This window comes from Rothia mucilaginosa (assembly GCF_049990865.1).
Taxonomy (GTDB): Bacteria; Actinomycetota; Actinomycetes; order Actinomycetales; family Micrococcaceae; genus Rothia; species Rothia mucilaginosa_I.
Genome location: NZ_CP188231.1, coordinates 829,913 through 843,766 on the forward strand (window position 1 = coordinate 829,913; position 13,854 = coordinate 843,766).

Below are 13,854 nucleotides of genomic sequence, written 5' to 3' on the forward strand. Positions count from 1 at the left end.
TATTAATACTCGGTTCCACCACTACGGCACTTTTGAGCGCCCTGCCCCCGCGCAGGAAACCGCCACACCCCACTAGGAGGGGTAGCGGACGGCACCGCGCTCACCGTCAACACCACGTGGTGAACCACAGACGAAACACGCCAGATTCATTCACGAGATAACCCCGCCTGAGCGGGAGAAAGTAAGAGGCATTCCCATGGTAGTGACCGTGTACACCAAGCCGCAGTGCGTCCAGTGCAACATGACCTACCGCGCCCTCGACGCGAAGGGTATCAGCTACATCAAGGTTGATATCACCGAAGACGCTCAGGCCCTCGAAATGGTCAAGTCCCTCGGCTACATGCAGGCACCCGTCGTCATCGCAGGCGACGAGCACTGGTCCGGCTTCCAGCCCGACAAGATCAACGCTCTGGCAGCGTAACAATCCAGCCGAAACCCGCACAAACGGGAATCGGCACGGAACTCACACCGGCACACGAGAATAAGGAGTACACGTTGAGTACCGCCCTCACGCCCAACCCCGTCGACGAGCACGCAGAAATCCGCAAGATTCTTATGGATGCACGCAACGCCTCCGAGGGTCGAGCGACCGAGGTCCTGGACGACACCGCGCCGCTCATCGTGTACTTCTCCTCCATCTCCGGTAACACCCACAAGTTCGTGGAGAAGATCCGTGCCCGCCGCCTCCGCCTGCCGCTGCGCACCGGCGAAGACACCCTCATTCTTGATGAGCCGTTCGTGCTCGTCGTCCCCACCTACGGCAAGCCTGAAGGCGCCGGTAACGTTCCCCCGCAGGTGGTTAAATTCCTGAACGTGGAGCAAAATCGCAACCACATGATCGGTGTGATTGGCTCCGGCAACACCAACTTTGGTCCGCTCTTCGGTATCGCGGCAGACATTGTCGCCAAGAAGTGCGATGTGCCCGTGCTCTTCAAGTTTGAGCTCATGGGCACCGATTCAGATGTAGAAAAAGTCAACGAAGGATTGGAAGCATTTTGGACGCAAAACTGCCCTCAGCACTAGAAACTCTCGGTGCGAGCCACAGCGGCAAGAGCGTGCCCGAGAAGTTCAAGGGTATGAGCTACCACGAACTGAACGCACTGCTGAACCTCTACGATGAGAACGGCCAGATTCAGTTCGATGCAGACCGCCAGGCTGCACGTCAGTACTTCCTGCAGCACGTCAACAACAACACTGTCTTCTTCCACGACCTGGAAGAGAAGATCGAGTACCTGATCGAGAACCAGTACTACGAGCCGGAACTCTTCGACAAGTACAACTTCCAGTTCATTAAGAACCTGTTCAAGCGCGCCTACGCCGTGAAGTTCCGCTTCCCGACCTTCCTGGGTGCCTTCAAGTTCTACACCTCCTACGCGCTCAAGACCTTCGACGGTCAGCGCTACCTGGAGCGTTTTGAAGACCGCGTCTGCATGGTCGCACTGCTCCTGGCAGAAGGCAACGAGAAGCTCGCCGAAGACATCGTGGACGAGATCATCTCCGGCCGTTTCCAGCCGGCAACCCCGACCTTCCTCAACGCAGGTAAGAAGCAGCGCGGCGAGCTCGTCTCCTGCTTCCTGCTGCGCATGGAAGACAACATGGAGTCCATCGGCCGCTCCATCAACTCTGCACTGCAGCTCTCCAAGCGCGGCGGCGGCGTGGCATTCGCCCTGACCAACCTGCGCGAATCCGGTGCGCCCATTAAGAAGATTGAGAACCAGTCCTCGGGCGTTATCCCCGTCATGAAGCTGCTGGAAGACGCCTTCTCCTACGCAAACCAGCTCGGCGCACGTCAGGGTGCCGGTGCCGTGTACCTGCATGCACACCACCCCGACATCTACGCCTTCCTGGACACCAAGCGTGAGAACGCTGACGAGAAGATCCGCATCAAGACCCTCTCCCTGGGCGTTGTCATCCCCGACATCACCTTCGAGCTGGCGAAGAAGAACGAGGACATGTACCTCTTCTCCCCGTACGATGTGGAACGCATCTACGGCGTCCCCTTCTCCGACATTAACGTCTCCGAGAAGTACTACGAGATGGTCGACGATGCACGCATCACCAAGACCAAGATCAACGCGCGTGAGTTCTTCCAGACCATCGCAGAGATCCAGTTCGAGTCCGGCTACCCGTACGTGATGTTCGAAGACACCGTCAACCGCGCGAACCCCATCGCCGGTAAGGTCATCATGTCCAACCTGTGCTCCGAGATCCTGCAGGTCTCTGAGCCGTCCACCTACCACGCTGACCTCGGCTACGAGACCGTCGGTAAGGACATCTCCTGCAACCTCGGTTCGCTGAACATTGCACTGACCATGGACGGCGACGACTTCGGCAAGACCGTGGAAACCGCGATTCGTTCGCTGACCTCCGTCTCCGACCAGTCCGACATCCGCTCCGTACCCTCCATCGAGCGCGGCAACAACATGAGCCACGCCGTGGGTCTGGGCCAGATGAACCTGCACGGCTACCTGGCACGCGAGCACGTCTACTACGGTTCCGAAGAAGCGCTGGACTTCACCAACATGTACTTCTACACCGTCGCCTACCACGCAATCCGCGCCTCCATGCAGATCGCTAAGGAACGCGGCCAGCGTTTCGAGGGCTTCGAGAACTCGAAGTACGCATCCGGTGAGTTCTTCGCCAAGTACATTGAGAAGGAATGGGAACCGCAGACCGAGCGTACCCGCGAACTGTTCGCTAAGCACCACATCCCCACCCGTGAAGAGTGGATTCAGCTGGCTGCTGACGTGGCACAGTACGGCATGTACAACCAGAACCTGCAGGCTGTTCCGCCGACCGGCTCCATCTCCTACATCAACGGTTCGACCTCTTCGATTCACCCGATCGCTTCGAAGATTGAGATCCGCAAGGAAGGCAAGCTCGGCCGCGTCTACTACCCGGCGCCGTACATGACCAACGACAACCTGGAGTACTACCAGGACTCCTACGAAATTGGTTACGAGAAGATCATCGACACCTACGCTGTGGCAACCCAGCACGTGGACCAGGGCCTGTCGCTGACCCTCTTCTTCCGCGATACCGCAACCACCCGCGATATCAACCGCGCCCAGATTTACGCATGGCGTAAGGGTATCAAGACTATCTACTACATCCGTCTGCGTCAGATGGCTCTTGAGGGTACCGAGGTTGAAGGCTGCGTATCCTGCATGCTCTAGCCCGAATGCTGTGACGCATTCAGCCTGAGCTGGCACACTATAACTAAAGACTGGAAGGGGCGGTTACGGTGAACACGCAAACCGCCTGCGCGACCGGTTGGGCGCGCGTGGGACCGTAACCGCCCCTTAAGAATCGGAGAATTACTAATGAGCGAAAAGGTGAAGCTCGTCGACCACGTGATCGAGGCTATCAACTGGAACCGTATTGAGGACGAGAAGGACCTTGAGGTTTGGGATCGTCTGACCGGTAACTTCTGGCTGCCGGAAAAGGTGCCGCTGAGCAACGACGTGCCCTCCTGGAAGACCCTGACCGAGGAAGAGAAGCAGCTGACCATGCGCGTCTTCACCGGTCTGACCCTGCTGGACACCATCCAGGGTACCGTCGGCGCCGTGTCCCTGCTGCCGGACGCTGTGACCGCGCACGAAGAGGCCGTGTACACCAACATTGCGTTCATGGAGTCCGTGCACGCAAAGTCGTACTCCTCGATCTTCTCGACCCTCGCCTCCACCAAGGAGATTGACGAGGCGTTCCGCTGGGCTTCTGAGAACGAGCACCTGCAGAAGAAGGCGAAGATCGTTCTGTCCTACTACATCGGTGACGACCCGCTGAAGAAGAAGGTTGCCTCCACTCTGCTGGAGTCCTTCCTGTTCTACTCGGGCTTCTACCTGCCCATGTACTGGTCTTCGCACGCGAAGCTGACCAACACCGCTGACCTGATTCGTCTGATTATTCGTGACGAGGCAGTGCACGGCTACTACATTGGCTACAAGTTCCAGCGCGGCCTGGCGAAGGAATCCGCGGAGCGTCAGGCAGAGCTGAAGGAGTACACCTTCAACCTGCTGTACGAACTGTACGAGAACGAGGTGGCGTACACCCACTCCCTGTATGACGGTGTGGGTTGGAGTGAGGACGTGAAGAAGTTCCTGCACTACAACGCTAACAAGGCTCTGATGAACCTGGGCTACGAGCCGATGTTCCCGGCGACCGTGACTAACGTGTCCCCGGCGATTCTGTCGGCACTGTCCCCGAACGCTGATGAGAACCACGACTTCTTCTCCGGTTCCGGCTCTTCCTACGTTATCGGTAAGGCTGTGAACACCGAGGACGAGGACTGGGACTTCTAAACCCCACTCGCCCTGAGATATAAGGCTGAGATAAACCGTGCGGAACCCCCGCGTGTCCACTGTGGATGCGCGGGGGTTCCGTCGTTTAACCGGGCTGCGGAAGCAGGGGAGAAGGGCCGGAGAAGACACGGAGAAGCAGGGGAACGGGAGCGGTTTTGCCGGTTCCGACGGTTCCAACTGCCGGAGTTTTTACCTTCACCCTGTAGCATAAAAAATTATTGATATATCGGGGTACGGGGCGTACTGTTGGACTACTACCCCACAACCCCGAAAGGAACACCCATGCGTTCAGTTGTCATGGAAGCCCCCGGCAAGGTCGTCGTCAACGAAGTCGACAAGCCGACCCTCCTCGAACCCACCGACGCCATCATCAAGCTCGCAGCATCCTGCATCTGCGGCTCCGACCTGTGGCCCTACCGCGGCGCACAGCCCGTTGAGCACCGAGCAATGGGCCACGAATACATCGGCGAAGTCGTCGAAGTAGGCTCCGAGGTCACCACCGTAGCCCCCGGCGACTTCGTCGTAGGCTCCTTCTGCATCTCCTGCGGCGAGTGCGAAACCTGCACCGCAGGCTACCCCTCCCGTTGCCTCAAGGCAATCGCAGCAGGCGACGCCTTCATCGGCGCACGCTCCAACGGCACCCAGGCAGAATACGCCCGCGTACCCTTCGCAGACGGCACCCTCGTCAAGACCCCCGCAGCACCCACCGCAGAGCAGATCCCGCACCTGATGGCGGCATCCGACGTGCTCGGCACCGGCTGGTACGCAGCAGACGCAGCGCAGGCAGGCCCCGGCAAGACCATCGTCGTTGTTGGCGACGGCGCAGTCGGCCTGAGCGCAGTCATCGGCGCTAAGCAGCTCGGCGCGGAGAAGATCATCATCATGTCCCGCAACCCCGAACGTCAGGCGCTCGCTAAGGCATTCGGCGCAACCCACATCGTGGAAGAGCGCGGCGAAGAGGGCATCGCCAAGGTCATGGAGCTCACCGACAGCGTGGGCGCACACGGCGTTGCGGAGGCTGTTGGCACCCAGCAGTCCTTCGACCAGGCGCTCGGCTGCGTACGCCACGGCGGCTACATCGGCTTCGTGGGTGTGCCGCACGACAGCTCCATCGGCACCGATAAGCTCTTCGGCAAGCAGGTTCACCTGGAGGGCGGCCCCGCCCCCGTGCGCAAGTACCTGCCGACCCTCATTGATCTGATTTACAAGGGCGAAATTGAGCCCGGCAAGGTATTCGACCTGGTTCTGCCCATCGACGAGGCAGCTAAGGGTTACGAGGCAATGGACCAGCGTACCGCCACCAAGGTTCTGCTGACCATGCCGTAATAGCCGGTCGTATCGCCGGTTGGCTGTATCGCCGGTTCTTGTGCCTTCTGTACCGGCACTGTACCGGCAAACCGGCGTGTATGCGCTACTGATCCCCGCACCGACCCTGTTCGTTCCACGTGAGCGTAGGGTACCGGTTGCGGGGATTAGTGCATTAAAAATCGGGTTTATTTGCCACCTTCCGGCGAGGTGGGGGACAAATGCGTGAGCTAAGGCATAGAATGAAAGAGCATGATTCGTACAACTCGAAGGATGATAATGACGAAGAAGCCTTTCCCTTCCGACCTCGAAATCGCACTTGCCGCCGATCTTTGGCCCATTAACAAGATTGCAGCGGACAACGGCATCAGCGAAGATCGCCTTGAACCCTACGGTAAGTACGTGGCTAAGGTCCTCCTCGACGAAACCACCAACGCAGAGACCGCCCGCAAGCGCGGCTCCAAGTACATCGTGGTTACCGCAGTCACCCCCACCCCGCTCGGTGAAGGTAAGACCGCAACCTCCGTCTCGCTCGCACAGGGCTTCGCACAGACCGGCCGCAAGGCAATCCTGGCTCTGCGTCAGCCCGCAATGGGCCCGACCTTCGGCATTAAGGGCGGCGCAGCGGGCGGCGGCTACTCCCAGATCGTTCCCATGGAGAAGCTGAACCTGCACCTGACCGGCGACTTCCACGCCGTCACCGCAGCACACAACCTGCTTGCCGCAATGATCGACAACCACCTGCACCACGGTAACGAGTTGCGCATCGACCCGCGCGCAATCGAGTGGCGCCGCGTTATCGACATGAACGACCGCTCCCTGCGCAACATCGTCGTGGGTCTGGGCGAACGCATGGACGGCGTGGTTCGCGAGACCGGTTTCGACATCACCAGCGCCTCCGAAATCATGGTGATTCTCTCGCTGGCAACCTCCTTCAAGGACCTGCGTGAGCGCCTGGCAAAGATTGTGATCGGCCTGAACTACGACGGCGAGCCCGTCACCGCAGCCGACCTGAAGGCTGACGGTGCAATGTCCGTCATCCTGGCAGACGCAATCAACCCGAACCTGCTGCAGACCCTGGAGCACACCCCCGCACTGATTCACGCGGGCCCCTTCGGCAACATCGCAACCGGTAACTCCTCCGTGGTCGCCGACTACGTTGGCCTGGAGTACTCCGACTACGTGATTACCGAGGCTGGCTTCGGTGCCGACATGGGTGCGGAGCGTTTCTTCAACGTCAAGTGCCGCGTCTCCGGCCTGAAGCCCGACGCTGCAGTGCTCGTCGTCACCGTGCGCTCCTTGAAGTCCCACTCCGGCCTGTACAAGATCGTTCCGGGCAAGCCCCTGCCCGAAGGCATGCTGCAGGAAAGCCCCTCCGACGTGGAGAAGGGCGCAGAGAACCTGAAGAAGCACATCGAGATCGTGCGCAACTTCGGTGTTCAGCCGGTCGTGGCAATCAACGCGTTCCCGACCGACTTCGAGTCCGAGCACGAGACCATCCGCCGTATCGCTGAGGAGGCTGGCGCTCGCGTCGCTATTCACCGCGGTGTGGCTGAGGGTGGTAAGGGCACCACCGACCTGGCAGACGTGGTTGCTGAGGCATGTGACGACGTTTCGGATCTGAAGTACACCTACGATCTTGAGGACTCCATCGAGACCAAGATCGAGAAGGTCGCCACCAAGGTCTACGGTGCGGACGGCATCTCCATTGCTCCCGCTGCCGCTAAGCAGCTGAAGCGTTTCGCTGAGCTGGGCTACTCGCACCTGCCCGTGGTTATTGCGAAGACCCACCTGTCTATCTCTTCGGATGCAACTTTGAAGGGCGCACCGACCGGCTGGATCCTGCCCGTGCGCGAGGTTCGCCTGGCTGCAGGTGCTGGCTACGTCTACGCTATCTGCGGCACCATGCGCACCATGCCGGGTCTGAGCAAGAGCCCCGCAGCTGAGCGCATTGGCTTCGACGAGAACGGCGTGATGGTCGGCCTGTCCTAAGGCGACTATTCCGGCTGATCTATAGCTAGTGGAGGCGGCGCTCCTTTCCCACAGCCGGGGGAGGGGCGCCGCTTTGCTGTGCTCCAGTGGTGGCAGGTGCCGGGCGGCAGATGGGGTGAATGCCGGTGTGATTGCCAGTGAAAAGGCTGAGCATTGGGGTTTTGGGTGCTGAACGGTGCTGAATGGCGGGGGAGTGAAGGATAGTGGAACCCCTAGTGGAGGGGTCTTTCACCCTTTCCTTGAAGGCTTCCCGAGTGCCCCTCCGGAGGGTGGGATTGGTATGTGCTGGTTAATAATTGGGCTCTATTTATGCTTGAAAGTCAGTTTTTATTAAACAATCTGTAGAAGTTGATTTTTTAGTGACACACTGTCTTGCATTTTGTGAAAATATGGTATTGACTAGGTGTTTTATTTTTTAACAGGGGTTTCAATGGGTGTACTCAGTGAACCTGAAGGCGGGACTGCTGTTATCGTTTTGTTATAAAAGCTCTACTTTAGGGGGTACCCAATGGGCCCAAACAGACCAATTGATTTTTCCCTCGAGTGTATATCCGTACATGTTTTGAACAGTGCGTGGTGCATTTTTTCCATTCCATGAAGTTGCAAAAGCTTGAAGATAGTTTGACCTTAACCCTCTACTTCCGCGGAATACCGGGATAAAACCGGGTACTGAGTCTTCAAAATTACTGAGCATGAAGCTCAGGTTAAAGATGCACTGAAGTGCCAAATGAGGGAAAATCTAAAATTATTTTGGGTGAAATAAGTCACACTAAAACTCGAAAAAAATGAAATTGGTACGTATGTATACCCTAAAAAATAGCTATTTTTATTACAGAATGATTACATTGAGGCGCGGGTCACTAAAACGGGCTCTCCGTACCAAATTGAGCGGCAAAACAGCCCCCAAAAAGTTCGCTACTATTGAGTCATCAAGTAATCGTGAGATTTCCAAAGTCCTCGGGTTGCTTGTGTTTGAGTGAGTGATAGATACCCCTGGGTGTCATGAGAAGCGACTGCGTATCGATGCGCAGTCGCTTCTCTGTTTAACTTTTGAATTTCGCTGCTTGAATTTCATGGAGCCTCAGATAGACGGGACCTTGGCTAGAGCTTGGACCGAGGGCCTCCAGAACCTGTTCCATATGCATCCCGCACATTCAACGCCGAATGCGCTCGGAATGCGCTCATAGGGAAGTGCTCTATATGGGTGCCTGCCGCATCATGGGAGCCCCTACACTGGAACTATGACTACTTACCCCGAACCCACCCTCATCTTTGAGAACCCCGAACTGACTGTCCGTGCGTTCAGCGTCTCTGAGATGGACAACAGCGTCTACCTCATCACCATGCGCGCCACCGGTGAGCAGGTGCTTATCGATCCCGCGGACGATGCAGAAGAACTCTACGCCTTCACTCTCGATGCGCTCCTGAGTGACTGCCCGCAGCTCGAGCTGGTAGACGGTGAAGAGCGCCGCGTGCGCGTTATGGAGCGAGAAGAGGACTTCAACTCTATTAGGCCCCGCGCAATTGGTCTGACCGGCATCCTGGTCACCCACGGTCACTGGGACCACATCCGCGCTATTAAGGAGCTTGACCGCCTCACCGGTGCTGTCACCTCCGCGGGTGCAGCTGATGTGGCTGACATTAAGGAACAGGAAGACTACACCGTCGAAGAAGAGCTGACCGGCGGCGAAAGCTTCGACTTCTACCTCTCTGATACCGTCATCCGCGCCCTGCACGTGCCCGGCCACACCCCCGGATCCATCGTCTACACCCTCGAAACCACCTGGGAAGACGGCACTCCCGCAACCCTGTTGTTCACCGGCGACACTCTCTTCCCCGGCGGCGTGGGTAAGACCGACTCCCCGCAGCAGTTCGGTGAGCTCTTCTCCAACGTGCTCGAAAAGCTCTTCGGCGGCTTCGAGGACGACGCTATCGTGCTGCCCGGCCACGGCCGCTCCACCACCCTCGGCGATGAGCGCCCCCACCTGGAAGACTGGGGAACCCGCGGCTGGTAAACCGCGCCTGACAGTCCACCTCATATAAGTACTGCACCCTCATGCCTTCACCTGCCGCATAATCCCGCTGGTGAAAGGCGTGAGGGTGTAGAATTTAAGTTCGAAGATAAGACGAAAGGATTTTCGATGACACCCCGCCCGGCACACGGTAGCACCGCACTCAAAGCGAACGATCTGACCAGCATCCGGGTTCAGGGTGCCCGCGAAAACAACCTCAAGAACGTAGACCTCACCATTCCGCGTGATGCGATGGTAGTCTTCACCGGCCTTTCCGGCTCCGGTAAGTCCTCCCTCGCCTTCGACACCATCTTCGCGGAAGGTCAGCGCCGCTACGTTGAGTCGCTGTCCTCCTACGCGCGTATGTTCCTCGGACAGGTCGATAAGCCCGACGTAGACTTCATCGAGGGTCTCTCCCCGGCGGTGTCTATCGACCAGAAGTCCACCTCCAAAAACCCGCGCTCAACCGTCGGTACCATCACCGAAATCTACGACTACATGCGTCTGCTCTGGGCACGAGTTGGTCACCCGCACTGCCCCGAATGTGGCGAAGAAATCACCCAGCAGACCCCGCAGCAGATCGTGGACATTCTGCAGGAATACCCCGAACGCACCCGCCTGCAGATCCTCGCGCCCGTCGTCAGCGCACGTAAGGGCGAGTTTGTGGACCTCTTCAAGGACCTGCTGACCCAGGGCTACTCGCGTGCCCGCGTGGACGGCGAAACCGTGCAGCTCTCCGACCCGCCCAAGCTCGCCAAGCAGTACAAGCACACCATAGAGGTGGTCGTCGACCGTATCGTCATTAAGGACGGTATTCACCAGCGCCTCACCGACTCCATCGAAACCGCGCTCAAACTCGCCGACGGCCGCGTGCTCATCGACTTCGTGGACCGCGAGCAGGACGACCCCGAACGCACCCGCTCCTTCAGCGAAAACCTCGCCTGCCCCAACAACCACCCGCTGCAGATCGACACCATCGAGCCGCGTGCCTTCTCCTTCAACTCGCCGTTCGGCGCGTGTAGCGCCTGTGACGGCATCGGCTCGCGCCTGGAAGTAGACACCGAACTGCTCGTGCCCAACCCCGACCTGACCCTCGGCGAGGGTGCTATCGCTCCCTGGTCGCAGGGCAAAGCAACCACCGAATACTGGCTGCGCCTGCTCGCCGGTCTGGGTGAGGAGCTCGGCTTCGACCTGAACACCCCCTTCAAGGACCTGCCCGCCAAGACCCGCGCCGCCATTCTGGACGGCAAGGACTACAAGGTTGAGGTCTCCTACCGCAACCGATTCGGCCGCGAACGCCGCTACACCTCCGGATTCGAAGGCGTGAAGGCGTACATCAAGCGCAAGCACGAAGAAACCGAATCGGACTTCGCCCGTGACCGCTACGAACAGTACATGCGCCAGGTCGCCTGCCCCTCCTGCGGCGGCGCGCGCCTGAACCCGACCATCCTCGGCGTGAAGGTCGGCGGCAAGTCCATCGCAGACATTACCGACCTGTCCCTGGCTGACGCACTTAGCTTTGTGCGCGGCCTGCAACTGACCGCCCGCGAAGCCAAGATTGGTGAGCAGGTCCTCAAGGAAATTGATGCGCGCCTGCAATTCCTGCTGGACGTGGGCCTGGACTATCTGACCCTCTCACGCTCCGCCGGTACGCTCTCCGGCGGTGAGGCGCAGCGCATCCGCCTGGCCACCCAGATTGGTTCCGGTCTGGTCGGCGTGCTCTACGTGCTCGACGAGCCCTCCATCGGCCTGCACCAGCGCGATAACCGCCGCCTCATCGAAACCCTGACCAAGCTGCGCGATATGGGCAACACCCTCATTGTGGTTGAGCACGACGAAGACACCATGCGCGAAGCCGACTGGATCGTGGACGTAGGACCCGGCGCCGGCGAGCACGGCGGCGAAATCGTGCACTCCGGCAGCTTTGAGGAGCTGCTGAAGAACACCAAGTCCATTACCGGCGACTACATGGCTGGCCGCCGCAGCATTGAGGTGCCCGCATCCCGCCGCCCCGTGGACAAGAAGCGTCAGCTGACCGTGCGCGGCGCCCGCGAAAACAACCTCAAGAACGTGACCGTGTCCTTCCCGCTGGGCGTGTTCACGGCGGTGACCGGTGTGTCCGGCTCGGGTAAGTCCACCCTCGTCAACGACATTCTGTATACCTCACTGGCGAACAAGCTCAACGGCGCCAAGCAGGTGCCCGGCCGCCACAAGAGTATCGACGGCCTGGAACACCTGGACAAGGTCATTCACGTGGACCAGTCGCCCATCGGCCGCACCCCGCGCTCGAACCCCGCCACCTACACTGGCGTGTTTGACCACATCCGCAAGCTGTTCGCAGAGACCAGCGAAGCGAAAATGCGCGGCTACACCCCGGGTCGATTCTCCTTCAACGTCAAGGGCGGCCGCTGCGAGGACTGTTCCGGCGACGGCACCCTGAAGATTGAAATGAACTTCCTGCCGGACGTGTACGTACCCTGCGAAACCTGCCACGGCAAGCGCTACAACCGCGAAACCCTCGAAGTGCACTACAAGGGCAAGACCATTGCCGACGTACTTGAAATGCCCGTGGAAGAAGCCGCAGAGTTCTTCGCCGCATTCACCCCGATTGCGCGCCACCTGAACACCCTCGTGGACGTGGGCCTGGGTTACATTCGCCTGGGTCAGCCCGCAACCACTCTCTCCGGCGGTGAGGCGCAGCGCGTGAAGCTCGCAACCGAACTGCAGAAGCGCTCCAACGGCCGCTCCATCTATGTGCTGGACGAGCCGACCACCGGCCTGCACTTTGAAGACATCCGTAAGCTGCTTGCCGTGTTGCAATCGCTGGTTGACAAGGGCAATAGCGTCATCACGATCGAGCACAACCTGGACGTGGTCAAGTGCGCCGACTGGATTATCGACATGGGCCCCGAAGGCGGTAGCGGCGGCGGCACCGTCATCGCCGAGGGCACCCCGGAACAGGTGGCTCAGGTGAAGGGCTCGCACACCGGCGCATTCCTCGCTGAGATCCTGAACTAGTTGAGAACTTGAACTAAAGGAAATCTACGTGACTGATACTCAAGCAACCGGACCTGCCCGGGGAGCTCAGGCAATCCGCGACGCTGTGAACCGAGGCCCTGTGAACCGGGGCGCTGTGACCACCGCGGACCGTGCCCGGCACATCCTGCACACCCAGCTGGAGGCGGACTTCTGCCAGGCACCCGGCTCGATTAGCCGCGCCCTCGAAGAGCTACGCGACTACCCGGAAGCCGAGAGCCTGCCGCTACTCGCCACCGTGCAGCCGCCCTCCGAGAAGATGGGCGCCGCACGCCGCCGCAACGACGACATCTGGGAGCTGCGCGTCGCCAACTACGCGAGCATCGGCATTCTCTGTGCCAAGCATCCGCGCGTGCTGGAGAAGGCCGTCGACTACATGCTCGGCGACCAGTCGAACTGGCTGGGTGACTACGCGCAGCTGCGCCAGCTCAACGAACTGCTCACCCCCTACACCCAGCAGGTCAGCGGCACGAGCATCTACTACACGCCCGACCGCGCCCTGCTGAACTCGGTCGTACCCGAGGGCGTGCAGGCGCAGGAGGTCAAGTGCGCCGTGCCCGGTGTGGGCATGATGCGCCGCGTTGACCCCGCCGAGCTGAAGGCTGCGCTGCTTGCCGAAATCACCGGCGAGCGCACCATCCGCAGGGAGGCAAACGCCTCCGCGGGTGCGATTGAGGTTGACCCGGAAGACACGGAGGCGCGCGTAACCCGCCTGCGCGTGGAGCTGCTGGACGCTGAGCAGTTTGAGCGCTTCCGCGGGGATAAGCGCTACTCGAACGCGCTGGGCTTTAGCGTGACCCGCCCGGATGTGCTGGTGCTTGCCGCCTACCCGGTGGAGGAGAACGCATCTAAAGCCTCTGAAGTGGCCGCGGCGGGGGAGAGCGACCCGGCGCTCGCAGACCCTATCGCTATGGTTGGTATGAGCGACGATTCGCCGATTATGCGCCAAATCGGTATTGATGTGCTGCCCGCCTGGCGCGGTGCCGGCATCGCCAGCGTGCTGGTGCGTGATGCGGCACGCCTGACCCTGGCGGAAGGGTACCTGCCGTTCTACGGTACGAGCCCCTCGCACATGCTGTCGCAGAGGGTGGCGATGAATGCCGGGTTGGTGCCGACCTGGTGGGAGTACGTCTCTACCAGCCTGAACGACCTACCCATGGACTAGGTGTTATATATGAAAAAGCCCCCAAGATGTGAAGTCTTGGGGG

Annotated in this window: 9 protein-coding genes; all 9 read left to right on the forward strand. The window is 59.7% G+C overall.

Going from position 1 to position 13,854, the window contains the following annotated elements; genetic code table 11:
• Positions 1 to 196 precede the first annotated feature (196 nt).
• The 9 genes from nrdH to ACP3RB_RS03380 all read left to right on the forward strand — a co-directional run bounded on the left by nrdH (position 197) and on the right by ACP3RB_RS03380 (position 13,811).
• Positions 197 to 421 (forward strand): glutaredoxin-like protein NrdH, encoded by a 225-nt coding sequence (gene nrdH, locus ACP3RB_RS03340; RefSeq protein WP_426699435.1) that lies wholly within the window; start codon positions 197 to 199, stop codon positions 419 to 421.
• A gap of 74 nt (positions 422 to 495) precedes the next feature.
• Complete coding sequence (nrdI, locus tag ACP3RB_RS03345; RefSeq protein ID WP_308561555.1) at positions 496 to 1,023, forward strand: class Ib ribonucleoside-diphosphate reductase assembly flavoprotein NrdI; 528 nt, start codon at positions 496 to 498, stop codon at positions 1,021 to 1,023.
• The gene (nrdE, locus tag ACP3RB_RS03350; RefSeq protein ID WP_311446110.1) at positions 996 to 3,176 is read left to right on the forward strand and encodes a class 1b ribonucleoside-diphosphate reductase subunit alpha; all 2,181 of its coding nucleotides are present in this window, start codon (positions 996 to 998) and stop codon (positions 3,174 to 3,176) included. The genes nrdI and nrdE overlap by 28 nt, the downstream gene beginning before the upstream one ends.
• Before the next feature lie 147 nt (positions 3,177 to 3,323).
• Positions 3,324 to 4,301, forward strand: a complete 978-nt coding sequence (nrdF, locus tag ACP3RB_RS03355; RefSeq protein WP_311449702.1) for a class 1b ribonucleoside-diphosphate reductase subunit beta — start codon at positions 3,324 to 3,326, stop codon at positions 4,299 to 4,301.
• Positions 4,302 to 4,583: 282 nt separating this feature from the next.
• Positions 4,584 to 5,627, forward strand: coding sequence for a zinc-dependent alcohol dehydrogenase family protein (locus ACP3RB_RS03360; RefSeq protein WP_426699436.1), 1,044 nt, complete (start codon positions 4,584 to 4,586; stop codon positions 5,625 to 5,627).
• A 258-nt stretch (positions 5,628 to 5,885) separates the two neighbouring features.
• On the forward strand, positions 5,886 to 7,598 hold the full coding sequence (locus ACP3RB_RS03365; protein WP_424826358.1) for a formate--tetrahydrofolate ligase: 1,713 nt from the start codon (positions 5,886 to 5,888) through the stop codon (positions 7,596 to 7,598).
• Positions 7,599 to 8,839: 1,241 nt separating this feature from the next.
• Positions 8,840 to 9,613, forward strand: a complete 774-nt coding sequence (locus ACP3RB_RS03370) for an MBL fold metallo-hydrolase (RefSeq protein WP_311452225.1) — start codon at positions 8,840 to 8,842, stop codon at positions 9,611 to 9,613.
• Positions 9,614 to 9,739: 126 nt separating this feature from the next.
• Positions 9,740 to 12,628, forward strand: a complete 2,889-nt coding sequence (uvrA, locus tag ACP3RB_RS03375) for an excinuclease ABC subunit UvrA (RefSeq protein WP_426699437.1) — start codon at positions 9,740 to 9,742, stop codon at positions 12,626 to 12,628.
• Between the two features lie 28 nt (positions 12,629 to 12,656).
• On the forward strand, positions 12,657 to 13,811 hold the full coding sequence (locus tag ACP3RB_RS03380) for a GNAT family N-acetyltransferase (protein ID WP_426699438.1): 1,155 nt from the start codon (positions 12,657 to 12,659) through the stop codon (positions 13,809 to 13,811).
• Positions 13,812 to 13,854: the final 43 nt, after the last annotated feature.